Below are 25,950 nucleotides of genomic sequence, written 5' to 3'. Positions count from 1 at the left end.
ATGATTCACGCCATTGAATCGTCAATAAAAATTGAAGCACACCATGACCTTATCAACCCATAGCAGCAAAACCAAAGCCTGGCTGGATAGCCTGCGTCCAAAGACGTTGCCATTAGCTTTTGCGTCCATCGTCACCGGCTCGGCGATCGCGAGCTGGCATAGCAGCTTTAAACCGGGCGTAGCATTACTGGCGTTGTTAACCGCCGGACTGCTGCAAATCCTTTCCAATCTGGCGAACGACTATGGGGATGCGATAAAAGGCAGCGATACCGAGGAACGCATCGGGCCGTTGCGCGGTATTCAGACCGGGGCAATTACACTGGCACAGCTGCGCAATGCGCTAATCGTGACGGTGGCGCTCACCATCATTTCCGGCGTGAGCCTGGTGATTCTGGCGTGTGAAAAGCCCGCAGATATCTTTGGTTTCCTGATTCTGGGGCTGCTGGCGATTTTCGCCGCCATCACCTATACCGTCGGTAACAAGCCCTACGGCTATATCGGACTCGGCGATATCTCAGTGCTGATCTTTTTCGGCTGGCTCAGCGTCGCGGGGTCGTATTATCTGCAAACCGGCCATTTCGACAGCATCGTGATGCTGCCTGCTACGGCCTGCGGTCTGTTGGCAACGGCGGTGCTGAACATCAACAACCTGCGCGATATCGACAACGATCGCATCAGCGGAAAGAACACGCTGGCAGTACGTCTTGGTGCGGAAAAAGCGCGCTTCTATCACACGATACTGCTGTTGCTGGCTCCGGTTTGTCTCGGTCTGTTTGCCACGTTTTATCTGCACAGTCTAGCGGGCTGGCTCTTTATTCTGACACTCCCGTTGCTGATTCAGCAGGCGCGCTATGTGCTGCGTGAAACCAGCGCATTCAGTATGCGTCCGATGCTGGAAAAAACGGTAAAAGGCGCGCTGCTGACCAACATTCTGTTCGCCGTTGGCGTGATATTGAGTTAGTGCGGTTGAAGTGAGCGCGGGCGAAAAGGGGCGCGTATTTACTGATACGCATCAAGTTAACATTTGATGATTTTGCCAACAGCCGTCAGAAAGGGATATACTCATGATTCCGGCGGCAAACAGACGTTAATCCTATGAAATACGATACTTCCGAACTGTGCGATATCTACCACGAAGAGGTGAATGTTGTTGAGCCTCTGTTCTCTAATTTTGGCGGGCGTACTTCATTTGGTGGCAAGATCACCACGGTGAAATGTTTTGAGGATAACGGCCTGCTGTTCGATCTCCTTGAAGAGAACGGCCTCGGGCGCGTGCTTCTGGTCGATGGCGGCGGCTCCGTGCGTCGCGCGTTGATCAATGCGGAAATCGCCAGGCTGGCGACGCAAAACGAGTGGGAAGGCATTGTCGTTTATGGCGCGGTGCGTCAGGTTGACGATTTGGCTGAGCTGGATATCGGTATTCAGGCGATGGCCGCGATTCCGGTCGGCGCGGGTAGCGAAGGCATCGGCGAGAGTGATATTCGCGTCAACTTCGGTGGCGTCACTTTCTTCTCCGGTGACCATCTGTATGCCGATAATACCGGTATTATTTTGGCGGAAGACCCGCTGGATATTGAATAATATCGTTGAATTGTCAGGGATTGATGGCGTCGAGCGATGATAATGGGTAGATCGTAAAGACGCGGTAAATACATCCCTGTACGCTCGAGCCGCGCCATCCCTGGCGCGGACGCTTTACTCTTCTATCCCATTATCACCGTTCTACTTCAGTGAAACAGGCTTCTCAGGCTGTCAAAAGTCTTATTAGACTTCTTCCATTTTGCCTAACAGCGCGCGCAGGCGCTCTTGCCATACCACTTGCTCTTCTTTCAACTGCTCGTTCTCGCGCACCAGCGCTTCACGTGAACCCGCAGCCGCCTGCACATCCTGCGACAACGCGTTGTTCTGCTCTTTCAACTCTTCAATTTCCATTTGCAAGAGCGTGATGGTATCAATCGCCTGCTGAACTTTCGCTTCCAGCTTTTCAAACACTTCAAATGACATTCTTCAAACCCCTTTTAATCGCAACAAGGCAAAGATCGGTTAACGCTGGCTTTCGGACTCTGTAACCAACACCCAACGGTGTCGCCATCCGCCCGTAAATATAATCCTGACCGCGGGACGGCTGGCAAGACAGACCATAGCGAAATTGTATGTAGCCAACCGCCACCTGTCTAGCGCGCATCCCCCACTACGCGAGTGTGGCAGCTTTTCTTACGTAACACTATCAGTACAAACTGAAAAACAGGCAGTACAAACTGAAAAACAAACAGTACAAACTGAAAAAACGGACAGCCGAAACGGAAAAATGGGCGGTGTAAACTGAAAACGACGCCTGTTCACTTCTCCATTACCCCTATTGTGTTAATAAATTTAACCTGAGCGTTACTATCAACCGTGGGCGAAAAACCACTGCGAGTCATTTCATAAGCGAATACGCTCATTTTTTTGACGTGCAACACACATTTTAATTTCGATATTTCTCGTTTTCGAGCATTAACGATAAATTCACACCATAAATACATTTAAAACAGAGGATGCCCCACGGTATCCTTAGACCTACCACTCTGTACGTTACCCAGCAGGAAAAAAACATGAGCCAAGCAGAACGTTCAACGCTAAAAGGCCAGTGCATCGCCGAGTTTCTCGGCACTGGCCTGCTGATTTTCTTCGGTGTCGGCTGCGTCGCCGCCTTGAAACTGGCGGGAGCCAGCTTCGGGCAGTGGGAGATCAGCATCATTTGGGGTCTGGGGGTTGCGATGGCAATCTACCTGACCGCCGCGATTTCTGGTGCTCACCTCAACCCGGCCGTTACTATCGCCCTGTGGCTGTTTGCCTGTTTCGATGGGCGCAAGGTGGTGCCTTACATTCTGGCGCAGATTGCTGGGGCATTTTGTGCCGCCGCACTGGTCTACGGTCTGTATCACAATCTGTTCGTGGACTTTGAACAAGCCAACAATATGGTGCGCGGCAGTACGGAAAGCCTGAGTTTAGCGGGCATTTTCTCAACCTATCCGAACCCACACATTTCCGTTATGCAGGCGCTGCTGGTTGAAACCGTCATCACCGCTATCCTGATGTGCCTGATTCTGGCGCTGACCGATGATGGTAACGGTATCCCACGCGGGCCACTCGCTCCGCTGCTGATCGGTATTTTGATTGCCGTTATCGGTGCGTCCATGGGGCCACTGACCGGCTTCGCTCTTAACCCCGCGCGTGACTTTGGTCCTAAACTGTTCGCGTTTCTGGCGGGCTGGGGCAACGTGGCCTTCACTGGCGCACGCGACATTCCTTACTTCCTGGTTCCCATCTTTGGCCCGATTATCGGTGCCTGCCTGGGTGCCTTCGGTTATCGCGCACTGATTGGCCACAATCTGCCATGTGATGTGTGCGAACCCGAGGCAGAAAGTACCCCGCGTCGTGAAGGCCGTTAAACTTAACGCCACGACCATCCTATTTCACGGTTAATCATTACAGGATTGGATTTATGAACCCGGAAAAAAAATACATTGTCGCGCTCGATCAGGGCACAACCAGCTCCCGCGCCATCGTACTGGATCACGATGCGAATATCGTTAGCGTTTCACAGCGTGAATTCACTCAGATCTATCCAAAAGCAGGCTGGGTAGAGCATGATCCGATGGAGATTTGGGCATCACAAAGCTCAACGCTGAACGAAGTGTTGGCTAAAGCCGACATCAGCGCAGATGAAGTCGCAGGCATTGGTATCACCAACCAGCGTGAAACCACCGTCGTATGGGAAAAAGAGAGCGGCAAGCCGATTTATAACGCCATCGTCTGGCAGTGTCGCCGTACCGCTGAAATTTGCGAAAAGCTGAAGAAAGACGGTCTGGAAGAGTACGTGCGCAACACCACCGGTCTGGTGGTCGACCCCTACTTCTCCGGCACCAAAGTGAAATGGATTCTGGATCACGTTGAAGGCTCTCGCGAGCGCGCCAAACGCGGTGAACTGCTGTTTGGTACCATCGACACCTGGCTGATTTGGAAAATGACGCAAGGGCGTGTTCACGTAACGGATTACACCAACGCCTCCCGCACCATGCTGTTTAACATTCATACGCTGGAATGGGATACCCGCATGCTGGAAGCGCTGGATATCCCGCGCGAAATGCTGCCAGAAGTGCGCGCATCTTCAGAAATTTACGGCCAGACCAACATTGGCGGTAAAGGCGGCACGCGTATTCCTATCGCCGGTATCGCGGGTGACCAGCAGGCGGCGCTGTACGGCCAGCTTTGCGTCAACCCTGGCATGGCGAAAAACACCTACGGCACGGGCTGCTTCCTGCTGATGAATACCGGTAAAGAAGCGGTGCTGTCTAAACACGGTCTGCTGACCACCATCGCCTGCGGCCCACGCGGCGAAGTGAACTACGCGCTGGAAGGCTCCGTGTTCGTTGGCGGTGCCTCCATCCAATGGCTGCGTGACGAGCTGAAGCTGATCGGCGACTCAATGGACTCCGAATATTTCGCGACGAAAGTGAAGGATTCTAACGGCGTTTATGTCGTCCCTGCCTTCACCGGTTTGGGTGCTCCTTACTGGGACCCGTATGCCCGTGGCGCGATCTTCGGTCTGACCCGTGGTGTGAATGCTAACCACATCATCCGTGCGACGCTGGAATCGATTGCCTTCCAGACCCGCGACGTACTGGATGCCATGCAGGCAGACGCTGATACCCGCCTGAAAGCGCTGCGTGTCGACGGCGGTGCAGTCGCCAACAACTTCCTGATGCAGTTCCAGTCCGATATTCTCGGCACGCGTGTGGAACGTCCGGAAGTACGTGAATCCACCGCGCTGGGTGCAGCTTTCCTGGCGGGCTTAGCGACGGGCTTCTGGAACGATCTGGATGAAGTGAAGAGCAAAGCGACGATTGAGCGTGAATTCCGTCCTAGCATCGAAACCGTAGAGCGTAACATTCGCTACAGCGGCTGGCAGAAAGCCGTGGCTCGTGCCCGTAACTGGGAAGATCACGACGCGTAATCCGCCAATGCACCTGTCCACATCGGGCGCGCCTGTCGCGCCCGTTTTTTCCTTACCGTTCAACCGCCACTCTCCCCCGTTGTGATAAAATCCCCGCCCACATCCCTTCCTTTCCCGATCGACAATAGACAGGTATTTATGAAACGTGAATTAGCCATTGAGTTCTCACGCGTCACCGAAGCAGCCGCGCTGGCAGGCTATAAGTGGTTAGGCCGTGGCGACAAGAATGCCGCCGACAATGCTGCCGTACAGGCAATGCGCATCATGCTGAATCAGGTCAATATCAACGGTCAGATTGTCATCGGCGAAGGGGAAATCGACGAAGCGCCTATGTTGTTCATCGGCGAGCAGGTCGGTACCGGTCAGGGCGATGCCGTAGACATCGCTGTCGATCCGATTGAAGGCACGCGGATGACGGCAATGGGTCAGGCAAATGCGCTGGCCGTGCTGGCCGTTGGCGAAAAAGGCACGTTTCTGCACGCGCCAGACATGTACATGGAAAAGTTGATTGTCGGCCCCGAGGCAAAAGGCGCGATTGACCTCAACCTGCCGCTGGCGGACAACCTGCGTAATGTCGCACTGAAGTTGGGTAAACCGCTGAGCCAGTTAACGGTGACTATACTCGCTAAACCGCGCCACGATGCCTGTATCGCGGACATGCAGCAGTTGGGTGTGAAAGTGTTCGCGATCCCAGACGGCGACGTTGCGGCGTCCATCCTCACCTGCATGCCAGACAGCGAAGTTGACGTGCTATACGGCATCGGCGGCGCGCCAGAAGGCGTAATTTCAGCAGCCGTTATCCGCGCGCTTGATGGCGACATGCAGGGGCGTTTGCTCGCCCGTCATCAGGTCAAAGGCGATAGTGCTGAAAACCGCCGTATCGGTGAAGATGAGCTGGCACGCTGCCGCCAAATGGGCATCGAAGCCGGTGGCGTCCTCAAGCTTGATGACATGGCGCGCAACGATAACGTGATTTTCTCTGCAACTGGCATCACCAAAGGTGATTTGCTGGACGGGATCGCGCGTAAAGGCAATATGGCAACGACCGAAACGCTGCTGATCCGCGGCAAATCCCGCACGATCCGCCGGATTAAATCGACGCACTATCTGGATCGTAAGGATCGTATGCTGCACGAGTTCCTGCTGTAGCTGACCACCGATCGGCAGACTGATTGTTTCACAGTTGTTAATAAATAGCGTATCGTAGATGCACGACTTACATGCAAAAATAGCAGCGTCTAATGCAAGCAACAGGAGCAAAAAAATATGGCTGAGTGGGTGACAGGCAAGGTAGTTCAGGTAGAAAACTGGACAGAAAGTCTGTTTAGCATTCGGGTTCACGCGCCCACCGATGCATTCACTGCCGGGCAGTATGGCAAACTGGCGCTGGAGATTGATGGCGAGAAAGTGCAGCGCGCTTATTCCTACGTGAATGCACCCAGCGATCCCACGCTTGAATTTTATCTGGTGACGGTGCCAGAAGGTAAGCTCAGCCCGCATCTGCATGCGTTGCAGCCCGGTTCAGACGTCCTGATCGTCAAAGAGGCTGCCGGCTTTTTCGTGCTGGAAGAAGTGCCTGATTGTGAAACGCTGTGGATGCTGGCAACAGGGACAGGCATTGGCCCTTATCTGTCGATTCTTCAGGAAGGCAAGGGCTTGGAGCGTTTTAAGAATATCGTACTGGTTCACGCCGCCCGCTTCTCACGCGATCTGAGTTATCTGCCGCTAATGCAGCAATTACAGCAGCGCTACCACAGTCAACTGCGTATTCAAACGGTCGTCAGTCGGGAAGAAGAAACAGGCTCGCTGACGGGCCGCATTCCCCAGCTTATCAGCAGCGGTACGCTGGAAGCCGCCGTAGGCCTGCCGATGGATGCAGCGACAAGCCACGTCATGCTATGCGGCAACCCGCAGATGGTACGCGACACTCAGCTGTTGCTGAAAGAAGAGCGCCAAATGACCAAGCACCTGCGCCGCAGGCCCGGTCATATGACTGCCGAAAACTATTGGTAAACTGCAGGTCGTTGTTAATCAGCGGCGGAAGCGAAACGGTTCCGCCGCTGCTCCAAAGCGGTTTTCCCCTTTTGTCCCCAGAAAAACGCCACAGTCGAGCAGCGTCATCACGACAATCAGGATCGGCAAGAAGCGGCCAATGCCCCACTGCCAGATGGACGAGAACATCGTCCAATTCCCCGAAGCCAACATCCACGCCACCACGAGCAGCAGCGCCCACCAGCCGCTCTTATTACGGTCGTGCAGCCGTTTCACCATAATCGCCGCCGTCGGCCACAGCAATACCACCAAACCAAACGCCGTCGATTGCGTATCCAGCCAGCTTTGGCCGGATAGCGTAAACAGCACCGCCATCAGCGCGACCCAAATCGCCATCCAAAGCCAAAAATCACGACGACCGACTCGGCCTTTAAACGAGAAGCACCATTGCTGTAATGTCATTAACGATAACGCCCTGAATTGTCGGCCTGTCTGGCCGAATTAATCTGTATTTTACGCAGGCTGATTTTACCTCAACCGAGACAGTTGCCCGCCATCTTTACGCGATTTTTGTCAGCCACGTGCGATTTCTCACAACGACGTACTATTTTTGACAACGACGTACCAATGCCGCTTTAATCAAACGTATTCCGCCGTTATTGGCCTGGACATCTTTTGAAGTGGCTGACCCGAATCCTTATGACACGAAAACGCATCGCTTCACTTTTGGTTTTATCATCGCTGGTGCTGTACCAGACTCACGCGGGTGCCGATCCGACGTTCCCGCCTAAACCCTCAGCCAATGCGCCGTATCTGTTGGCTGGTGCCCCTACCTTCGATCAAACCATCACGCAGTTCCGTTCCCGCTACAACCTGAGCAATCCAACGCTACCGATTGGCGAATTTCGGGTTGTCGACACCGGTAACATCACCAGCATGTTGACTCGCGCCGCCAGCCGGATCAACGACCACCTCTATGCCTCAACCGCGCTGGAGAAAGGCACTGGGAAAATCAAAACGCTGCAAATCACCTGGCTGCCGCAGCCGCAGAGCGAACAAGAAACCACGGTGCGTCGTAAGCAGGCTATCGACTATATGGCAGCGCTGGCACGCACGTTCGCCCCATCGCTGACGGAAGAACAGAGCGTGAAAAAAGTCACCGAACTGCTGGAAAAGGGCAAAGGAAAGCGCTTTTATCCGCAAACGGAAGGCGCCTTGCGTTATGTTGTTGCAGATGATGGTGAAAAAGGGCTAACTTTTGCTGTTGAACCGATTAAGCTAACGCTATCTGAACCGTGATCAACACGGTAATTCATGACGAAAAACAGAGCCACGGTCACATTTCGTCTCTATACTGTGGGCAGGTAATATTGCCTGTAGGCAGTAAAATTTATACATCGGTTCATTAACACCTTGATTTATTAACATATTGATTCATTCGCGATTCCGGCTGGAGGAAAAAAGATGCGACATCCATTAGTTATGGGTAACTGGAAGCTGAACGGCAGCACGAGCATGGTCAACGAACTGATCGCGGGCCTGCGTAAAGAGCTCAGCACCGTTGACGGCTGTGGCGTAGCGATTGCACCACCGGCTATCTACCTCGATCAAGCTAATCACCAACTGGCCGGCAGCCGCATTGCGCTGGGCGCGCAGAACGTTGACGTGAACCTTTCTGGCGCTTTCACCGGCGAAACGTCTGCCGAGATGCTGAAAGATATCGGCGCGAAGTACATCATCATCGGCCACTCTGAGCGCCGCACCTACCACAAAGAAAGCGATGAATTCATTGCGAAGAAATTTGGCGTGCTGAAAGATGCCGGTCTGATTCCGGTACTGTGCATTGGCGAAACTGAAGCAGAAAACGAAGCGGGTCAGACGGAAGCCGTCTGTGCACGTCAACTGGACGCCGTGCTGAATACGCTGGGCGCGCAAGCATTTGAAAACACCGTTATCGCCTACGAACCTGTATGGGCTATCGGTACCGGCAAATCTGCGACTCCTGCGCAGGCTCAGGCTGTTCACAAATTCATCCGTGACCACATCGCTAAGCAAGATGCTGCCGTTGCTGAACAAGTAATCATCCAGTACGGCGGTTCGGTGAATGCGGCGAATGCTGCTGAGCTGTTCACCCAGCCGGACATCGACGGCGCGCTGGTTGGCGGTGCATCACTGAAATCTGACGCCTTTGCTGTCATCGTGAAAGCGGCAGCCGACGCTAAACGCGGCTAAGCTTTATCGAAAACGGGCGGACAAAGGTTCGTCCGATCAAAAAGCCGGTTCACGCTATCGCGCCAACCGGCTTTTTTATGACGGATATCCCTATCCGTCACCCTTCGGGCCGTTGCTTGCGCAACGTTGAAAAACGTTCCCGGCGTTTTTTTATAACGGATATCCCTGTCTGCCCCCTTCTTTTAAACCGTCAGTTAACGGCTCGACCGTTACCTCGCCGCAGGGATTTGCTGCGTAATGCAGTGAATATTTCCCCCGCCCAGCAGGATTTCCCGCGCAGGCACGCCGCTAATCAGGTAGCCAGGGAACATCTGTTGCAGCAGATCGCGTGCAACGTCATCCGTCTTCTCATCCAGCAGCGGGAAAATGATCTGCTGATTGCTAATCAGGAAATTCACGTAAGACCCCGCCAGACGCGAGCCGGCAAGGCGTTCAACCGCATCGCCGCTGTCCACGCCCTGCGCTTCCTCTTTGGTCGCATAGAGCGGGCCAGGTGCAGGCAGCTTCCAAATTTTCAGCTCACGCCCTTGTGCATCCCGCGCGGCCGACAGCACCTCATAGGCCGCGACGGAGCGTGCATACTGCGGATCGTTTTCATCATCCGTCCAGTGCAGTGCCACTTCACCGGGACGCACGAAGCAGCACATGTTATCGATATGCCCGTCGGTTTCGTCGTTGTACACGCCCTCTTCCAGCCAGATAATCGTCGAGATGCTGAGGTAATCACGCATCAGCTGTTCGATTTCTGCCTTACTCAGGTGCGGGTTGCGGTTCGGGTTGAGCAAGCATTCCGCCGTGGTCAGCAGCGTACCTTCACCATCGACATGGATCGAGCCGCCTTCCAGAATCAGCGGCGCGGCATAACGCGCAGCCTGATGATAGTCCAGCACCTGTGCCGCAACTTTCTCATCCTGACGCCAGTCTTCGTACAGACCGCCCAGCTCACCGCCCCAGGCATTGAACTGCCAGTCGATACCCCGACGCTCACCAGCCTGATTCAGCACGATGGTTGGACCGGTGTCACGCATCCAGGCATCGTCGCTTTCCATTTCCACCAGCGTGACGTTCACCGGCATCACTTGTTGCGCATCCGCCATGTAGCGTGCGGGCACACCCATGATCACCGGCGTGTTCTGAGCGATAGCTTCCGCCACGCGCGCGAACGTTTTCTGCGCCGGAACGCCCTGTTCGCGCCAGTTGTCGGTACGATACGGCCAAATCATCCACACGGCATCATGCGGTGCCCATTCGGCGGGCATCGCAAAACCATCCTGATGCGGCGTGGTGAGATGAGGAGTAGCTCGCTGTGACATCATTTATCTCCGGGTCTTGCCGTCAGAAGTGGCAATCGTGCCGTACATGTCCGGGCGACGGTCGCGGAACAGCCCCCATGACGCACGCTGTGCAGCAATGGCTTCTAAATCAAACTCATGCACCAGAATCGCTTCATCTGTCTTGTTGGCCTGAGCCAGCAGCGCACCCGTTTGGTCGGCAATAAAGGACGAACCGTAGAACGTCATTTCCAGACCGTCGATGTATTTGCTAGCTTCGGTACCGATACGGTTGGAGGCGATCACCGGCACCAAATTCGCGGCGGCGTGACCTTGCTGAACGCGAGTCCAGTGCGGCTGGCTGTCGATATCCGGGTAAGCCGGTTCGGAACCAATCGCGGTCGGATAGAAAATCAGCTCTGCGCCCTGCAACGCCAGACTGCGGGCGGTTTCCGGGAACCACTGATCCCAGCAAATGCCCACGCCGATTTTTGCGTAGCGCGTCTGCCAGACTTTAAAACCGGTATCGCCCGGAATGAAGAATTGCTTCTCCTGATACGCCGGACCATTCGGAATATGCGTTTTGCGGTAAACGTCCAGCACGGCGCCGTCCGCGTCAATCATCACCAGCGAGTTGTAATAGGCGTTATTGGCACGCTCGAAGAAGCTCAACGGCAACACCACGTTCAGCTCCGCCGCCAGTGCGGAAAAATGCTTAATCAGCGGGCTGGTTTCCAGCTCCTGCGCCAGCGCATAGTGCTCCGGGCTTTGATCGATACAGAAATACGGTGCGGCAAACAGTTCCTGAATCAGGATAACCTGCGCGCCTTTTGCATGCGCTTGTCGCACCAGTTTTTCAGCGTTTTCGATATTCTTGGGCAGATCCCAGGAACACGCCATTTGTGTTGCGGCAACGGTAACTTTTTTCATGCGAAAACCTCAATAATAACGATATATACCCGCCCTTTCTTACCGGCAAGTATTGGCAATAAGTGTTTCTCTCGGTCACGATTATGCATCGGCACTAACCGGCGCGGCCTTAACGAGTGTAGGCCAACACGCCTACGCATGCCCAATAGGAATATCCTGTTAAGGTATTGACCGAAAATGACATGCGCATTATGCCAGTTAATGACGAGACTTCACTATGCTGAAAATGAATGATCTCGCGTGACGAGCAGAAAAGAAAAACCGCCTTTTCCACGGCGGTTTCTATCGATGATTAAGATTGAGAGAAAGCAGTAGGCAACAGCATCAGGCTTCAACAGTATCCGCCTTATGTAGCGCCTGACTGACCGCTTGTCGTTGCTCCAACAATGCAGTGCTGGTTCGGTCGCGGGGATAAGTGAGATTTATCGGCAGAATCCTGCTAATCCGGCCAGGCCGGGGCGACATCACCACCACGCTGTCCGCCAGAAAAACCGCCTCTTCCACATCGTGTGTCACCAGCAGGATCGTCAAATCTGTTTGCTGGCGAATCTCCGCCAGACGCTCCTGCAACTGCTGTTTAGTCAGCGCATCCAGCGCCCCAAAGGGTTCATCCAGCAAGAGAATACGCGGCGTCGACACCAGCCCACGAGCGATCGCCACGCGCTGCGCCATTCCGCCCGACAGCTGGTGCGGCCATGCGTCGGCAAAGCCTTCCAGCCCCATCATCTGGAGATAGTGCGCAATGCGGCGCTCTACTTCAGCAGGAGAAAGATCGAGATTGAGCATACCGAGGCGAATATTGTCCGTCACGGTGAGCCACGGAAACAGGCGCGGCTCCTGAAACACCAGACTGACATCATCGGGAATACCCTGCACAGGCCGTTCGCCAATCAGAATGCGCCCACGTTCTGTGGTATCAATCCCGGCCGCCAAACGCAGTAGCGTCGATTTACCACAGCCGCTGGCACCGATGACCGCAACCAGTTCACCAGCCTGCAGCGACAGATCGATGTCCTGTAACACCGTGAGCGGCGCGCCGTTGACGGTAAAATGTTTAGTAATGTGCTGAAAATGCAGGGACATAGATTCTCCGTTAACGGTCACGCAAAGCGCCAGCGGGTCAGCCGCCGTTCAGACAAGGTAATCAATCGGGAAAACAGCGCGGCCACCGCGGCAATCAGCACCACGCCCGCCATGATGCGATCGGATTCAAGCAACTGCTGCGCGCGAATCATCATGCCGCCCAACCCCTCTCCCGACGGCATGAAATACTCTGCGCCAATCGCGCCCGTCCACGCATGCATCAGCGCCAGCCGTAGACCGGAAAACAGCGGCGGCAATACGCTGGGCAATATCAACGTGCGAAGCGTCTGCACTGGCGTCAGGCGCAGAACCTGCGCCACTTCCAATAGCGCAGGCGGAAGCTGGGCGATCCCCTGGCGGGTTGCCAGCATCACAGGAAAGAACGCCGCGACGGCGATAAACACGATTTTGGCGCTCTCCCCTAAACCAAACCAGGCGGTGATCAGCGGCAGCCAGGCAAATAGCGCCACGCAGCGCAGCGCGGACAGCGCCGGATTAAACAGCCTGTCGGCGATACGCCAACCGCCAAGTAACGCACCGACCAGCACGCCGATCGCACTGCCCAGCACAAAGCCCTGTAGCGCACGCAGCAGGCTGGCATGGAGATCGGCCGACAGCCCGCCCTGAACCAGCCCCGTCCACAGCGCGTCGATCACGCTGCTCGGTGCAGGAAGAAAGGCCACATTCACCCACTCGTGCACACTGCTCACCTGCCACAGCGCAACCAGTACTAATGGCGCTAACCAAGGCATCAGCGACAGGCTCGGCAACGCAGTGCTCAGGCTATCTCGCCCCAGCACTGGCGCGGGCCAGTGAATCCAGCGACGCTCCAGCTTCAGCAGCACGCGTTCCCCGGCAAACCCCAGTACGCCAATAATCAGAATGCAGACAAACACCAGATCGAGCATAAATAGCTGGCGGCTTTGTACCAGCAGATAGCCCAGCCCTTCGCTGGATGCGAGTAGCTCGACCGCGATCAAGGCGACCCATCCGGTAGAAAACGCCAGCCGAATGCCCGTCATCACATACGGCAGCATCGCAGGCAGAATCAGGTAACGCAGGAAGGCGGCGGGCGGTAAACGCAGGCTACGCGCCATTTCATGCAGTTTTTGTGGCGTCTGTTGGATACCCGCGCAGGTATAAAGCGTCACCGGCACCGTTACCGATTTCACCAGCACTACCAGTTTCAGCGCCTCACCGATGCCCAGTGACAGCATCAAAAGCGGAATCCAGGCCAGCGTCGGGACCTGCGCGATGACGGTGAAGAGCGGCATAAACAGCGCATTCAACCGGCGATTCAGGCCAAACAGGCTGCCGAGCACCAGACCCAGCGCGATCCCGCCGCTAAAGCCAATCACCAGCCGTATCAGGCTGATAGGCAACTGATGAATCAACTCTTCGGGGATAAAAGCCCGGGCGCTATCGATGACCGCCAGCGGCGAAGGCAGGATCTGTTCAGACATCCACCCGTGACGGCTGGCAAGCCACCAGCCAGCAAGGACCAGCAGTGGAACGACTAATGAAATGACCAACGCGGAATATCCCGCCGACAGCGTGGCGGTCAGCGAAACGTCAGGGGCGGAGCGTATCCGCGACGGGTATTTGGGCATCATGATCGTCGGTATCCGGCTACGTTATTTCTGCGTTAGCAGGGATAGACGTGTAATCCCCGCCTGCTCGACATCGGCCAGCAGCGCGGCGACAGCACCGTAATTCGCCTCTTTGTCCGCCTGCACCTGCACCACCAAGTCCGCATTACCCGCTTTAGCCTGTTGCAGACGCGGCACCAGCTGTTCGCGTGCCAGACTTTCTTTATTGATGAAGACGCGCTGCTCGCCATCAATGCTAATCACCACCGGATCGGCGCGATCGGCCGGTGCCACCGCCGACGTTTTCGGCAGCTGAATCGGAATGGCATTCGTCAACATCGGCGCGGTAACAATAAACACCACCAACAGCACCAGCATGACGTCCACGAGCGGCGTGATATTCATTTCACTCATGACGTCTTCATCATTACGCGAGGTAAACGCCATATCAGACCACCTCTCTCAGGTTCTTCACGGAGAAAGCAGCGGCCGATGGTTCAGCGCTGGTATGAAACGTGCTGACATGAAAATCATGCGCCTGCATCACGCTGTAAACATCATGGGCGAAGTCATCCATGTCTGCGACAGCCAGCTTGAGGCGACGTAAAAAGTAGTTGTAGATCAGTACCGCAGGAACCGCGACGGCAATCCCGATTCCGGTCGCAATCAGCGCGTTGCCAATCGGCCCCGCAACGGTGTCGAGGCTGGCAGAACCAGAAAGCCCAATCTCCTGCAACGCCGCCATAATGCCCCAAACGGTACCAAACAGGCCGATAAACGGTGACGTGCTGCCGATACTGGCCAGAACCGCCAGCCCACTTTCCAGCGAACGGCGTTCACGCTGAATCTGCTGTTGCAGCGCACGCTCAACCCGATCGGGCAGATGAATATTCAGAGCAAGCTGCCCGCTGATCCGCTCCGGCGCTTTGACCGCGGCCAGCGCCAGATTGGCGAGTGAACCGGGCTGTTTTGCGCTGGTTTCTGGCGTCTGGCTGACGTCATCCTGCTGCCAGAAGGCAGCACGAAAGCGTCGATCGCGCCGCTGCGCCCGCCCATATTGGACGAATTTCAGTAGCCCCAGTCCCCAGGTGACGAGAGAAAATAACAGCAGCAACAGAATCACTGCGCCTTCCGCAGAAAAGAGTTCAATGTGTCCGAGCGTCATAACCAATACCTCATGAATTTAGCGAAAAATCGACGGGAACAACCACCCAGCCGCTAACCGGTTGACTGCCACGGCGCGCCGGAACGAAAGACCAGCGCCGCACCGTATCTCTGGCGGCGTCATCCAGCGAGGGATAGCCGCTTGATTGATGGATACGAATGGTTTGCACCTTGCCGTCGGCACGCACCTGTACGTTCAACAGCACGGTGCCTTCATAACCACGGCTAATCGCCACGTCGGGATAAGACGGTGCGGGATTGTGCAGGTAATCAGCATTCGCGAGCGGCGGCGTCAACGGCGCGTCAACGGGCTGTGCGACCGCCTGTTGCGCCACCGGAGCAGGCGTTATCGGGGCTGCTGCCGATGCGACTTCCGCCTGAGATTTCGGCGTCGGTGCGGGCGGATTCTTTTTCACCGCGACCTTTTTCGGCGCAGGTTCCGGCTTTTTCTCGGGCGCTTTTCTCTCAGGTTCTTTTTTCTCGGGCACTGGCGGCAACAGCGCGTTGTCATCCACCGGCTTGTCCACGGGCGGCGGAGCGAGTTCCGGCGGTGGCGTTACGACGTCAGGTTCAATAGGTTCAGGTTCGACAGGTTGGGGCTGTGGCACTGGTTCGGCAACCGCAGCAACCAGCTCGACGCTGACAGGCTGTGGCCGGGCAGGTACCGTAACGGGCGGTGTCGATGCGCTGTTGAATAACGCCAGTACCGCCGCGTGCAATAGCAACGTCGCGACCACCGCCAGCCAGCGTTCCGGTCGGGACGAAACCGTCGTATTCAACGCCGGCAAGCGCGGCTGCACGACGCCGCTCACCCGGCTGGCGTGCGGAGTCGGCTCCGGTGAATAAGACCGGGATCCTGACGCCGCTCCCGCATAGAGTAATTCCGTCATGGTATGTGCTCCTGACCGTGTTTATTTATACCCGTCATACTTCACATTGCAGGCGTCATGGATAGATGACCTGAAATAGCGTTGGAATAATCGATTCTTCTCGAGTGCTTAATAAAGTCAACGTATGTATCTGCATATCGATATTCATTTAATTATTTATTTCATCGGAAAGATAATGACGCCCCTACCTACCGACAAACTAAAGGCAATAAACCCAAACAGGCTAATGCATAGTTGGAATAGTTTTTTTTCGTTCGCTGCATAACGATGAAATAAGCGATGAATGCTGATTTAGCTATTTACTAAAAATAATAATGCTTTTTTTGTATTAGTCAGTTTATTGCCAAGCCTTTAAATGTGTTTCTGCAACAAGATGACGCCGCGCTAAACCGGCGCAATAACAACAGAGATATTCGCACACTCACATTCAAACACTTCATCACTGGCGGGCGAAAAATGAAAACATCAGGACGAAAATGGTTAGTGACCAGCTTATTGGCAATGGGAATAGCTTGGTCAGGCATTGCATCGGCGATTACTGAAATTCGTATTGCCGCGCCAGACATCGGCGCAGGCACAAAACCCAGCGGCGGCGGCCTGCTTGACGTCATCCACAGCCAGAAGCTGCTGGAGCGCGAGTTTGGCAAAGACGGGATCAGCGTCCGCTGGACGTTTATTAAAGGCGCAGGCCCCGTTATCAATGAAGCGTTCGGCAACCATCAGGTTGACGTGGCCTATCTGGGGGATTTAGCCAGCATTATCGGCCGTGCGCGCGGGCTGGATACGCGCGTGATCGCCGTAGCATCACGCGGCATCAACCATTATCTGGCGGTAGCGAAAGGCTCCGGTATTGAGAAAATCCCCGACTTGAAAGGCAAACGTATTGGTATCTTTCGCGGAACAGCGGGCGAGCTGTCCTTCGTTAGCGCGCTCGATTCACAGGGCCTGAAGCCTTCTGATGTGAAGCTGATCAATCTCGATTTCGCAGCAGCCAGCGCGGCGTTAGCCGCTGGGCAGATTGACGCTACCTGGGGCGGCAGCAATACGCTTTCGCTGCGGGATAAAGGGCTGGCGGACATTCCGCTGTCGAGCCGTGACCTCGACGGCGCAGGCCAGCTCAGCGGCTTCCTGCTGGTAGATGAGAAATTTGCCAAAGGCAACGAAGATATTCTGCGGCGCTTAGTTAAAGTTCAGCGCGAAGCAGCAAACTGGGCCAGCGATGCTAAAAATAAAGATGAATTTATTCAGCTCTTGGCCACCCAGTCAGGTTATCCGGAAAATATATTACGCGTCGAATGGGATACATTGCCGCCATTAACCGAGCGTCTTTCACCCGAATTGGATCCGGCCTTTGTTGAAAAATTAAAACGCGCCGTCACATTGGCCTATGAATCACGCCTTATTCGGCAGCCTTTTGATGTCGATAAATGGCTGGATGATTCTTATCTAAAAGCAACTCAGTAATTTATTCCCCCAAAAAATTATAACCCACGTATTGCCGTGACATTCACGGCAATCGGCAGCCTATTGACGATATTCGGACGAAGCTATGTATTTAAAAAAACACCAGCGAAAAATAACATCGGGAATTTTAATGAGCTGCGTCTTAACGCTGCCCGCGATAGCGCGAGCAGCCGATCCGCAAATCACAACGGATCACCCATCACAACAGATCACACCCAGCACCGAGGCAGCAACCGCCGCCCCCGTTCAACTAAAGCGTGTGAAAGTGAATGCTCAGCGTACACCTGTTCAACCACCGACCACGCTGGCATCGGTGATCGATGGCAAAACGCTCGAAGAAGAGCGGATCTACCGCTTTGAAGAACTGTCGCAACTGGTAACAGGGCTGGATGTCGATACCGTCGATGTAATGGATACTACCGTGACTATTCGTGGGATTGGCGACGGCGGCGAGAGCGGCACCAACATCGGTATGCCGGGCAGCGTGGGACTGTTTGTCGATGGTGTTTACTTGTCACGCCCCGGCGTCATCTCTAATGACTTGCTGGATATCGACAGCACCCGCGTATTGAAAGGCCCGCAGGGCACGGCCTACGGCTTCAATACCACTGGCGGCGCAATTGATATTCGCACCCGCAAACCGACCTTCACGCCTGAATATTCACTGGAACAATCGTTCGGGCAGCGCGGCTATCTGCAATCCAAACTGATGGCATCCGGGCCACTCAGCGACCACTGGGCGGGACGTATCAACCTGTCACGCACGGAGCGTGGCGGAAACGTCACGAATATCGAAAACGGCCATAAGCTGGGAGGCAGCACCAATAACGGCGTGCGCGGTCAGTTGCTGTATCAGCCGAATGACAGCTTTAGCCTCAGAATCACCGGTGACTACAGCGATTCCACCCAGCGTCCGGTCTCGGTACTGGTCAGTGCAACTGACGATTTCCGCGCCCGCGCGCAACAAACTGGCCTCAAGGTCGTCGGCGGTCGTCAGGTCGCGATGGATGACGAGAATATTATTCGTGTTGCGCAAGGCGGTGGCTCGGTAGAGGCCAACTGGAAGCTGAAGAGCGGCTATAGCCTCAACTCTCTGTCATCACTGCGCTATTTCCGCGTGCTGCCCAGCACGGCGGATAACTGGAATATCCCGCTCTATCGCGACAGCGGCGCTGACGTACGCGATCGCGTCTGGTCGCAAAGTTTTTGGCTCGACTCGCCCAAAGGCAATACCTTCGATTATTCAGTGGGCGTCGATTACTGGGGAGAAAACCTCGATACCGAGGCAAACAGTCGCTACTACAACGACAACCGCGTGCGGACGTGGGTCGGAAATGGCTATCAGGGCATTAACGTTCAGCGCTTTGGCACGCTGGATGACACCGTCTATTCCGTCTATGGCCGCAGGACCTGGCATGCCGCCGATAAACTCGATGTCATTGTCGGTCTGCGTCAAACCTATGAAAAGAAAGAGGGAACATTCCAGCGTAAAAATCGCGCCACCTTTGACTCCGGCCCGCTCTCGCAAACCAACCATCTGCCTTCTGGCTCCATCAGCCTGAACTGGTTCGCGGCACCGAATGTCACGCCTTACGTCACGCTGGGCTACGGGGAAAAATCCGGTGGCCTGAACGTATCATCTGGAGCGGCACGACAGTTGGGGATCGATTCGCTGTACGTCGATCCAGAGAAAACCCGTTCCGCGGAGCTGGGGGTTAAAACTCACTGGCTACAGCGCAAAGTGGAATGGAATACCGCGCTGTTCTGGAGCGTCGTCGAAGATTTCCAGAACAATGCCTATGACGAGGAAACGGATACCAGCTATCTGATTAACGCCGGGAAATTCCGCTCGCGCGGCGGCGAAACGCAACTGACGGTACGCCCGATTGACGGGCTGAGCATCAGCCTGGCCGGTACCGTTCTGGATGCCCGCTACCTGAACTTCTCTAACGCCCGCTGCCCGGCAGAAATCTCCGCCGTCTCGTGCGATATGTCTGGGAAGCGCGTCTTCAAGTCCCCGACGCTGAGCTACAACACGCGTGTGCGTTACCAATGGGATACGCCAAATAATCTGCAAGCCTCAGTTTCCGGTCAATGGTCATGGCGGAGCTGGGCCTACGGTACGCTCGACGATTCCGAATACAACCGCATTCCAGCGTATGGCGTCCTGAACCTGTCTAGCGGGCTGAGCGGCAAGCAAGGTGACAACCGCTGGAACGTGTCGCTGTGGGTGAAAAACGCGCTGGATAAAAACTACTACCGCTCCGTCAGAGGCTCCAGCGCCACAACGGGCGTGATTGGTGAACCGCGCATGGTCGGGATCTCCGTCGGCTACGATTTCAAGGGCTAACGTCATGGACAAGATGGCTTACTCACGCCGACGCTTCCTGCGCGACAGCACGCTGCTGGCGTTGTCGGCCCCGTTCTGGAGATCTGCACACGCCGCCGCGCCGCTTGCCTCTGCCTACGCTGGTGAAGTGGTGCCGCAGGTCGGCCTACGCTGGCTGGACGGACAGCCGCCCCGCGCGTTCACCGGCGTGACCTGGGGCGTCCCCTGGCCGCAGGGGGCGGTGCGCAACGACAGCGGTTTCCAACTGCATGATGCACAGCAGCGAGCTTATGACCTGCAAAGCTGGCCGCTGGCTCGCTGGCCGGACGGATCGATTAAATGGTCAGCACATGCCATCGGTGGCGACGCGCCGCCGGAAGACGGGCTAACGCTGCGGCCGACAGCCCAAGCAGAGGAGCAATCGGGTTCCGGGATGGTCAGCGAACATGCCCACGGCTGGACGGTGGATACCGGACACATTCGCTGCGTGATTCCTCGTTCGGGCACCCATTTGATCGAAGAAATCTGGCGGGATAATCGTCTGGCGTTAACCAACGGCAGGCTGGTGCTGCGCATGCAGAGAGGGACAGAGACAGATAGCACACTGACGCAGGATGCCTATCAGGGCGTGATCGAGACGGTCACGGTGGAGCAAAACGGGCCGCAGCGGACGGTGATTGCACTACGCGGTACACACCACGCTCAACCGCAGGGGGTGACGCGCATCCCCTTTATTATCCGGCTTTATAGCTATGCGAACACCGATTCACTGCGTGTCCTACACACGTTGATCTATGACAACGACGACGACCACTTCAGCCTGAAAGGGCTGGGTCTGGCGTTCGACGTTCCGCTACAGGGAGAACTGCACGATCGCCACGTACGTTTCGTTTCAGATCAGGGCGGGCTCTTTCGTGAGGCGGTACGCGGCCTGAGTGGACTACGTCGCGATCCCGGCGCAACCGTTATCGCGGCACAGCTGGCGGGGAAAGCCACGCCGCCGATAGCGGATTTTTCACCGGAGGTCGGGAAACGGCTGGATTACATCCCCGCGTTTGGCAGCTATCGCCTGACCCAGCACCACCCTGACGGCTTCCAGATACACAAACGCACGGCTGCCGGACAGGGCTGGCTCCTTTCTGCTACGGGCGAACGGGCAGCGGGCGTCGGTTATCTGGGTACGTCGAAAGGTGGCGTGGCGTTCGGCCTGCGTCATTTCTGGCAGAGCTACCCGGCCTGTCTGGAAATCGACAATGCCCACACTGACACGGCGACCGTCACACTCTGGCTGTGGTCACCGTGGGCAGAACCGATGGATATGCGCTTTTATCACGACGGGCTGGGTCAAGATACCCATGACAAACAACGCGAGGGGCTGGCAATTACCTACGAAGATTACGAACCGGGCTTCGGTTCGGCGGTCGGCGTGGCGCGCACCAGCGAACTGTTTATCGATGTGCTGCCCGCAACGCCAGACGCGGAAAATCTGGTGAATCGGGCGCGGCGCATGCAGCAACCACCGCTGCTGGTGGCGGGCGCACAGGATCTGCATCGCGCGCAGGCATTTGGAACACTGTGGGCACCCGCTTCCGCCCCTTCTTCCTCTGCCACTACGCCCGGCCGCATCAGGCTGGAGAAACAGCTGGATGCGTATTTCGACGTCTATCAGCAGGAAGTCGAACAGCGTAAATGGTACGGCTTTTGGGATTTCGGCGACGTGATGCACACCTATGACAGCGACCGTCACGTCTGGCGCTACGATGTGGGTGGCTACGCATGGGATAACTCGGAACTCAGCACCGATCTGTGGCTCTGGTATTACTTCCTGCACAGCGGGCGCGCCGAGGCGTTTCGCATGGCGGAAGCCATGACGCGCCACACGGGCGAAGTTGACGTACACCATCTGGGACGCTTTAGTCCGCTGGGGTCGCGGCACAATGTCCGCCACTGGGGAGACAGCGCCAAACAGCTGCGCATTTCTACCGTCGCCAACCGCCGCTTTCTCTACTATCTCACCGCCGATGAGCGCATCGGTGAACTGATGGACGAACAGGTCGAGGCGCTGCGCACGCTTGGCACCGTGCTGCCCGGCCGCAAAATCGGGCAGACACATCCCGATAACCCCAATCATATCAGCCTGGGTTTCGGCACCGATTGGGGCGCTGTCGCGGCCGCGTGGCTAACCGCCTGGGAGCGGCACGGCGATCCGGCAATGCGCGCACGCCTGCTCACCAGTATGCAAACCATTGCCGCCCAGCCGCACGGCTTTTTCACCGGTGGATCGGCCATTGACCCCGATACCGGCCGCTTTCTTCCCGCGCCTGCGGATCAGGTAGAAATTTCACACCTCAGCGCGGTTTTCGGTCTGACGGAAATCTGTAGCGAACTGGTTGAGGCGTTGCCCGACCCCGCCTTTACGCGCGCGTGGCTCGACTACTGCCGACTGTATAACGACCCCGTAGCGTTAAGTGTGGCCGTGGGCAAGACGGTGAAAAAGCTCAATCTGGCTCAGGGACATGCCCGACTGACCGCCTTTGCCGCCCGACAATTGAACGATCGCGCGCTGGCGCAACGCGCTTGGGCAGAGTTTACCGCTGGTAGCGGCGGCATCGCCCATCCAACTCTCGAACAGCGGCGCTTAACACCTCCTATCGTGCTCTATCCGATCAATGAGCCGCTAATTGACTCCACCATTGATAAACATTCTGGCAGCACCGCGGCCGCCAATCTGGCGACCAACGCCGTCGCCCAGTGGGGATTAACGGCCATCGCCCTGCTGGCTTTGCTGGATGACATTCCCTCTTCTTAATGCCGCCACCCGGCGGCACGCTACAGGACATCACCATGACTGACCCAGGCTGTACTGAAAACGCGCTCCTCCTGTCGCCGCAGGCAGACAGCACGCGTGAAATTATCGATTCACCACACCGTTCAACGTTTCTCTGGTCCACGGATTCCGCTGGCCAGCCGCTACGTTGGCAGGTGGAGCAGGAAGACCCTGACCGCACAGCGATCCAGACAACGCCAGAGCATCTGACGTTGGAAAGCGCCGCTGGGCTGACGATCTGGCTGGATGCCCCGCTCTCGGGCACCTATCGCATCGCCTTTACGCGGGAAGTTCTGGTCGCGGATCGCCCTTACGACCGCGTATCCGACCTGAACCAGTTCTGGGCCGCGCGCGACCTGCACCACCCGAACCTGTTTACCCGGTACGGCAAGCTCAACGAGTATGACAGCCTGAATCTGTACTATGTCGGGATAGGCGGTAACTGGAACAGCACCACGCGCTTTCGCTATTACGACGGTCACGGCGAGCGCCTGCTGCTCGGCGAGTACACCGATGCCGCGCATCTGCTGCGTCCTCATCATCGCTATCGCATCGTGATTGAAGTGGATCGGCGGGAAACCCGTTTTTGGGTCGACGATGTGCTCTATTTCCACGCCAGTTATCCGAATAAGCCGGCTCCGGGCTATTTCGGCTTTCGGACGGTATTTTCGCGTCAGGAAATCAGCGAATTCAGCATCACTCCGCTGTAAGCGCTACGGGCGTACCGTGCAGGTCGCTATCGACCTGCACGAAGGTTTCAATCAGCTTGCGCACCAGCAGCGATAGGCGGGCGTCAGCCAGATAAATAATGCCGTAGTGGGTATAAAATTCATCGGTGTTGTCGTCCAGACCGGCAATCTTCAACATGTGAATACCATGCCGATCGGGCTCGTTGAAATGATTGGTCGTCCCAATGGCATCCGAATGACGTACTACGTCCAGAAGACTGTAGCCATTCTCACACTCAATGCTGGTGCGAATATCCAGCTTACCGCTCAGCTGTACCAGCGCGCGGTGCAGGTTGGGCGGGCGAATCGTTGCCGCCAGCGGGTAGGAAAAGAACTGCTCGACGGTAATCTCTTCCTGCGTCGCCAGCGGGTGTCCGCTGCGGCAGCAGAAGCCCCAGCGGTGCTGGCTCAGCGGCTGTACGCGATAGCGAGTATCAAATTCAAAGTTGCGCATATCCGCCACGATGAAATCCAGCTCTTCGGCCATCAGCCGATGGCCCAGCGCCTGCCAGTTATCGACGCGAAAGACCATCCTTACCTTTGGGTAGTGTCGCGAGAAAGCCCCGATCACCTGAGGCATAAGCCAGGCGGCGGGAGCCGGACCGCAGCCAAAATTCACTTCGCCCGCTTCTTTCTCATTGAACTGTTGAATGTCGTTAAACAGATCGTGCGTCTGATTAATCAGGCGACGCGCGTGTTCCAGCACCACCAATCCTTTCGGCGTCGGCTCCAACTGGTTCATGCGATCAATCAGACGGGTGCCAATGGTCTGCTCCAGCGACTGGATGCTGCGGCTAAAAGCGGATTGGGAAAGCTTCATCGCCTGTGCCGCCGACGTAAAATTGCGATGCTCAATCAGGGCAATAAAGTGACGCAGTTGGCGGAGATCGATATTCATAGCGGCAATCGGCGTGTCATCAAGACGGAAGGAATAGGCAGGCTAGCAGGTCTGTTGGTGCAGAAAAAATAATAAAACCGATGTTTATATTCTCGTCGGTTATATATCTGCAACGGCTGATGTGATAAGGGAGAAACCCATATCCACTGAATGCTGTCCCTGATCATAGGTTTTATGTAATCCAGGAGATAGTTTCGTGCGCGATAATGACGTTATTTTCATGCTACCTTGTAGCACGCGCCCGACACGGGACGGCTCAAACGCCGCTCGCCCCGTGACCCCAGGCTTTCGGCGGGAAATTATGCCGCTGCCGCGGTGCCTTCGTCAGTATCAGGCTTAATCGGACCGCTTGCGACACGTTCCCGACGTGGCGCAAGCTTTCGCCGCGTCCTGCGGCTCATCCGAAGCCTGCTATCTCCTCAGCATAATTTTTTACGCCGAATAACGGCAAGGTTGGTGTAGCCGTCAATTAGCGAAAACATCAGCTTTCGTGGATTAGAACAGTTTTTTCGCTGTATCCAGCCAGTCGCCTTTGAAAGGACGCTTCATGTTCTCAATGGCATCAACGATGTCGTGGTGCACCATTTTTTCATTCTGGATACCGACACAGCGGCCGCCGTAGCCCTGCTGTAGCAGCTCAATAGAGTAGGCGCCCATGCGTGAAGCCAGAATACGGTCGTAGGCAACCGGCGAGCCGCCGCGTTGAATGTGACCCAGTACGGTCGCACGGGTTTCGCGTCCCGTTTCTTTCTCAATGTATTTCGCGAGTTCATCGACATCGCACACCAGTTCGGTGATCGCCACAATCGCGTGTTTCTTGCCTTTCTCAATGCCCGCTTTGATTTCACAGACCAGATCTTCCGGGCTGAACGGCACTTCTGGCAGAACGATGAACTCACAGCCGCCGGCAATCGCCGCCGCCAGCGTCAGGTCGCCGCAGTGGCGTCCCATGACTTCAACAATGGAAATACGCTGGTGTGAAGAGGAGGTATCACGCAGGCGGTCAATCGCTTCCAGCACGGTTTCCAACGCAGTAAAGTAACCGATAGTGTAGTCCGTACCCGCGACGTCGTTATCGATCGTGCCGGGCAAGCCGATACAAGGGAACCCCATTTCGGTCAGACGCTTGGCACCCATATAAGAACCGTCACCACCGATGACGACCAGCGCATCCAGACCGCGTTTCTTCATGTTTTCTACGCAGACCTGGCGCACCGCTTCATCACGGAACTGCGGGAAACGCGCGGAACCCAGAAATGTACCGCCACGGTTAATCACATCCGATACGCTGTAGCGATCCAACTGCTCCATGCGATCTTCGTACAAGCCCTGATAACCATCATAAATGCCGTAAATTTCCAACCCTTCCGTTAGTGCAGCGCGAACCACACCACGAATTGCGGCATTCATACCTGGTGCATCGCCACCGCTCGTCAACACTCCGATTCTTCTAATCATGACAACCTCTGGACTTGTAGATGTAATTTTGCAGGATTCTTCTATCGTAAATTCACCGCCGCCGTGAAACACGGCAGCAACGCCTTATTCTTTTAT

The 25,950-nt window shown here is 55.8% G+C and carries 23 protein-coding genes; 12 read left to right on the top strand and 11 right to left on the bottom strand.

Features of this window, described 5'->3' with window-relative positions; translation table 11 throughout:
* Positions 1-43: 43 nt before the first annotated feature.
* Both H0248_RS19615 and rraA read left to right on the top strand, forming a co-directional pair.
* A complete protein-coding gene (locus H0248_RS19615) occupies positions 44-961 on the top strand; it encodes a 1,4-dihydroxy-2-naphthoate polyprenyltransferase (protein ID WP_180787176.1) in 918 nt (305 codons plus the stop codon).
* A 134-nt stretch (positions 962-1,095) separates the two neighbouring features.
* Positions 1,096-1,581 (top strand): ribonuclease E activity regulator RraA, encoded by a 486-nt coding sequence (gene rraA, locus H0248_RS19610; RefSeq protein WP_010281528.1) that lies wholly within the window; start codon positions 1,096-1,098, stop codon positions 1,579-1,581.
* Between the two features lie 183 nt (positions 1,582-1,764).
* Here the strand turns inward: rraA and zapB are convergent, their stop codons facing one another.
* Positions 1,765-2,004, bottom strand: a complete 240-nt coding sequence (zapB, locus tag H0248_RS19605; RefSeq protein ID WP_010281529.1) for a septal ring assembly protein ZapB — start codon at positions 2,002-2,004, stop codon at positions 1,765-1,767.
* A gap of 590 nt (positions 2,005-2,594) precedes the next feature.
* On the opposite strand from zapB, the gene H0248_RS19600 reads away from it, so the two are divergent.
* From H0248_RS19600 to fpr, 4 genes are all read left to right on the top strand, one after another.
* Positions 2,595-3,434 (top strand): MIP/aquaporin family protein, encoded by an 840-nt coding sequence (locus tag H0248_RS19600; protein ID WP_180787175.1) that lies wholly within the window; start codon positions 2,595-2,597, stop codon positions 3,432-3,434.
* 53 nt (positions 3,435-3,487) lie between these two features.
* On the top strand, positions 3,488-4,999 hold the full coding sequence (gene glpK / locus H0248_RS19595) for a glycerol kinase GlpK (protein WP_180787174.1): 1,512 nt from the start codon (positions 3,488-3,490) through the stop codon (positions 4,997-4,999).
* Positions 5,000-5,137: 138 nt separating this feature from the next.
* Positions 5,138-6,148 carry a class II fructose-bisphosphatase gene (gene glpX, locus H0248_RS19590; protein WP_116166161.1) on the top strand — a complete coding sequence of 337 codons (1,011 nt, stop codon included), beginning with the start codon at positions 5,138-5,140 and terminating at the stop codon, positions 6,146-6,148.
* A 117-nt stretch (positions 6,149-6,265) separates the two neighbouring features.
* Positions 6,266-7,012, top strand: a complete 747-nt coding sequence (gene fpr / locus H0248_RS19585; RefSeq protein WP_180787173.1) for a ferredoxin--NADP(+) reductase — start codon at positions 6,266-6,268, stop codon at positions 7,010-7,012.
* An 18-nt stretch (positions 7,013-7,030) separates the two neighbouring features.
* Here fpr and H0248_RS19580 read toward each other — a convergent pair whose 3' ends face one another.
* Positions 7,031-7,453, bottom strand: coding sequence for a DUF805 domain-containing protein (locus tag H0248_RS19580; RefSeq protein WP_010281540.1), 423 nt, complete (start codon positions 7,451-7,453; stop codon positions 7,031-7,033).
* 237 nt (positions 7,454-7,690) lie between these two features.
* Between H0248_RS19580 and H0248_RS19575 the strand changes: the two genes are divergently transcribed.
* Positions 7,691-8,290 (top strand): YiiQ family protein, encoded by a 600-nt coding sequence (locus H0248_RS19575; protein WP_180787172.1) that lies wholly within the window; start codon positions 7,691-7,693, stop codon positions 8,288-8,290.
* A 165-nt stretch (positions 8,291-8,455) separates the two neighbouring features.
* Entirely contained in the window at positions 8,456-9,223 is a 768-nt protein-coding gene (gene tpiA, locus H0248_RS19570) for a triose-phosphate isomerase (protein ID WP_180787171.1), read from the top strand.
* 209 nt (positions 9,224-9,432) lie between these two features.
* Here tpiA and aguA read toward each other — a convergent pair whose 3' ends face one another.
* The 7 genes from aguA to H0248_RS19535 all read right to left on the bottom strand — a co-directional run bounded on the left by aguA (position 9,433) and on the right by H0248_RS19535 (position 16,150).
* On the bottom strand, positions 9,433-10,536 hold the full coding sequence (aguA, locus tag H0248_RS19565) for an agmatine deiminase (RefSeq protein WP_180787194.1): 1,104 nt from the start codon (positions 10,534-10,536) through the stop codon (positions 9,433-9,435).
* A 3-nt stretch (positions 10,537-10,539) separates the two neighbouring features.
* Positions 10,540-11,424, bottom strand: a complete 885-nt coding sequence (gene aguB / locus H0248_RS19560) for an N-carbamoylputrescine amidase (RefSeq protein WP_180787170.1) — start codon at positions 11,422-11,424, stop codon at positions 10,540-10,542.
* 324 nt (positions 11,425-11,748) lie between these two features.
* On the bottom strand, positions 11,749-12,507 hold the full coding sequence (locus tag H0248_RS19555) for an ABC transporter ATP-binding protein (protein ID WP_180787169.1): 759 nt from the start codon (positions 12,505-12,507) through the stop codon (positions 11,749-11,751).
* A 17-nt stretch (positions 12,508-12,524) separates the two neighbouring features.
* Positions 12,525-14,120: an ABC transporter permease gene (locus H0248_RS19550; protein ID WP_180787168.1), complete on the bottom strand. Its 1,596-nt coding sequence runs from the start codon at positions 14,118-14,120 to the stop codon at positions 12,525-12,527.
* A 21-nt stretch (positions 14,121-14,141) separates the two neighbouring features.
* Positions 14,142-14,543 carry an ExbD/TolR family protein gene (locus H0248_RS19545; RefSeq protein WP_010281556.1) on the bottom strand — a complete coding sequence of 134 codons (402 nt, stop codon included), beginning with the start codon at positions 14,541-14,543 and terminating at the stop codon, positions 14,142-14,144.
* 1 nt (position 14,544) lies between these two features.
* Positions 14,545-15,261 (bottom strand): MotA/TolQ/ExbB proton channel family protein, encoded by a 717-nt coding sequence (locus H0248_RS19540; protein ID WP_010281558.1) that lies wholly within the window; start codon positions 15,259-15,261, stop codon positions 14,545-14,547.
* Positions 15,262-15,271: 10 nt separating this feature from the next.
* Entirely contained in the window at positions 15,272-16,150 is an 879-nt protein-coding gene (locus H0248_RS19535) for an energy transducer TonB (RefSeq protein WP_180787167.1), read from the bottom strand.
* Between the two features lie 456 nt (positions 16,151-16,606).
* Here H0248_RS19535 and H0248_RS19530 point away from each other — a divergent pair, with 456 nt between their 5' ends.
* From H0248_RS19530 to H0248_RS19515, 4 genes are all read left to right on the top strand, one after another.
* Positions 16,607-17,614: an ABC transporter substrate-binding protein gene (locus H0248_RS19530; RefSeq protein ID WP_180787166.1), complete on the top strand. Its 1,008-nt coding sequence runs from the start codon at positions 16,607-16,609 to the stop codon at positions 17,612-17,614.
* A 130-nt stretch (positions 17,615-17,744) separates the two neighbouring features.
* On the top strand, positions 17,745-19,964 hold the full coding sequence (locus H0248_RS19525; RefSeq protein ID WP_240346006.1) for a TonB-dependent receptor: 2,220 nt from the start codon (positions 17,745-17,747) through the stop codon (positions 19,962-19,964).
* 4 nt (positions 19,965-19,968) lie between these two features.
* Positions 19,969-22,752 (top strand): exo-rhamnogalacturonan lyase family protein, encoded by a 2,784-nt coding sequence (locus tag H0248_RS19520; protein WP_180787164.1) that lies wholly within the window; start codon positions 19,969-19,971, stop codon positions 22,750-22,752.
* Positions 22,752-23,480: a DUF6250 domain-containing protein gene (locus tag H0248_RS19515; protein WP_180787163.1), complete on the top strand. Its 729-nt coding sequence runs from the start codon at positions 22,752-22,754 to the stop codon at positions 23,478-23,480. Before H0248_RS19520 ends, H0248_RS19515 begins: the two co-directional genes overlap by 1 nt.
* On the opposite strand, the gene H0248_RS19510 is transcribed toward H0248_RS19515, so the two are convergent.
* On the bottom strand, positions 23,467-24,396 hold the full coding sequence (locus tag H0248_RS19510) for a LysR family transcriptional regulator (RefSeq protein WP_180787162.1): 930 nt from the start codon (positions 24,394-24,396) through the stop codon (positions 23,467-23,469). The two genes, H0248_RS19515 and H0248_RS19510, sit on opposite strands and share 14 nt — an antisense overlap.
* Before the next feature lie 495 nt (positions 24,397-24,891).
* The gene (pfkA, locus tag H0248_RS19505; RefSeq protein WP_180787161.1) at positions 24,892-25,854 is read right to left on the bottom strand and encodes a 6-phosphofructokinase; all 963 of its coding nucleotides are present in this window, start codon (positions 25,852-25,854) and stop codon (positions 24,892-24,894) included.
* Positions 25,855-25,950: the final 96 nt, after the last annotated feature.

The organism is Pectobacterium brasiliense (genome assembly GCF_013449685.1).
In the GTDB taxonomy this organism is placed as follows: Bacteria; Pseudomonadota; Gammaproteobacteria; order Enterobacterales; family Enterobacteriaceae; genus Pectobacterium; species Pectobacterium brasiliense_A.
The sequence above is the reverse complement of the archived record's forward strand: the minus strand, read 5'-3'. Positions and strand labels throughout refer to the sequence as shown.

Excerpts from the sequence above, each read along its gene's own strand:
- H0248_RS19550 (WP_180787168.1), bottom strand. The coding sequence starts at position 14,120 with ATGATGCCCAAATACCCGTCGCGGATACGCTCCGCCCCTGACGTTTCG.
- glpK (WP_180787174.1), top strand. The coding sequence starts at position 3,488 with ATGAACCCGGAAAAAAAATACATTGTCGCGCTCGATCAGGGCACAACC.
- glpX (WP_116166161.1), top strand. The coding sequence starts at position 5,138 with ATGAAACGTGAATTAGCCATTGAGTTCTCACGCGTCACCGAAGCAGCC.
- H0248_RS19615 (WP_180787176.1), top strand. The coding sequence starts at position 44 with ATGACCTTATCAACCCATAGCAGCAAAACCAAAGCCTGGCTGGATAGC.
- rraA (WP_010281528.1), top strand. The coding sequence starts at position 1,096 with ATGAAATACGATACTTCCGAACTGTGCGATATCTACCACGAAGAGGTG.
- fpr (WP_180787173.1), top strand. The coding sequence starts at position 6,266 with ATGGCTGAGTGGGTGACAGGCAAGGTAGTTCAGGTAGAAAACTGGACA.
- H0248_RS19580 (WP_010281540.1), bottom strand. The coding sequence starts at position 7,453 with ATGACATTACAGCAATGGTGCTTCTCGTTTAAAGGCCGAGTCGGTCGT.
- pfkA (WP_180787161.1), bottom strand. The coding sequence starts at position 25,854 with ATGATTAGAAGAATCGGAGTGTTGACGAGCGGTGGCGATGCACCAGGT.
- H0248_RS19555 (WP_180787169.1), bottom strand. The coding sequence starts at position 12,507 with ATGTCCCTGCATTTTCAGCACATTACTAAACATTTTACCGTCAACGGC.
- tpiA (WP_180787171.1), top strand. The coding sequence starts at position 8,456 with ATGCGACATCCATTAGTTATGGGTAACTGGAAGCTGAACGGCAGCACG.
- H0248_RS19520 (WP_180787164.1), top strand. The coding sequence starts at position 19,969 with ATGGACAAGATGGCTTACTCACGCCGACGCTTCCTGCGCGACAGCACG.
- H0248_RS19515 (WP_180787163.1), top strand. The coding sequence starts at position 22,752 with ATGCCGCCACCCGGCGGCACGCTACAGGACATCACCATGACTGACCCA.
- H0248_RS19530 (WP_180787166.1), top strand. The coding sequence starts at position 16,607 with ATGAAAACATCAGGACGAAAATGGTTAGTGACCAGCTTATTGGCAATG.
- H0248_RS19575 (WP_180787172.1), top strand. The coding sequence starts at position 7,691 with ATGACACGAAAACGCATCGCTTCACTTTTGGTTTTATCATCGCTGGTG.
- aguA (WP_180787194.1), bottom strand. The coding sequence starts at position 10,536 with ATGTCACAGCGAGCTACTCCTCATCTCACCACGCCGCATCAGGATGGT.
- zapB (WP_010281529.1), bottom strand. The coding sequence starts at position 2,004 with ATGTCATTTGAAGTGTTTGAAAAGCTGGAAGCGAAAGTTCAGCAGGCG.
- H0248_RS19540 (WP_010281558.1), bottom strand. The coding sequence starts at position 15,261 with ATGACGCTCGGACACATTGAACTCTTTTCTGCGGAAGGCGCAGTGATT.
- H0248_RS19600 (WP_180787175.1), top strand. The coding sequence starts at position 2,595 with ATGAGCCAAGCAGAACGTTCAACGCTAAAAGGCCAGTGCATCGCCGAG.
- H0248_RS19535 (WP_180787167.1), bottom strand. The coding sequence starts at position 16,150 with ATGACGGAATTACTCTATGCGGGAGCGGCGTCAGGATCCCGGTCTTAT.
- H0248_RS19510 (WP_180787162.1), bottom strand. The coding sequence starts at position 24,396 with ATGAATATCGATCTCCGCCAACTGCGTCACTTTATTGCCCTGATTGAG.
- H0248_RS19525 (WP_240346006.1), top strand. The coding sequence starts at position 17,745 with ATGAGCTGCGTCTTAACGCTGCCCGCGATAGCGCGAGCAGCCGATCCG.
- H0248_RS19545 (WP_010281556.1), bottom strand. The coding sequence starts at position 14,543 with ATGGCGTTTACCTCGCGTAATGATGAAGACGTCATGAGTGAAATGAAT.
- aguB (WP_180787170.1), bottom strand. The coding sequence starts at position 11,424 with ATGAAAAAAGTTACCGTTGCCGCAACACAAATGGCGTGTTCCTGGGAT.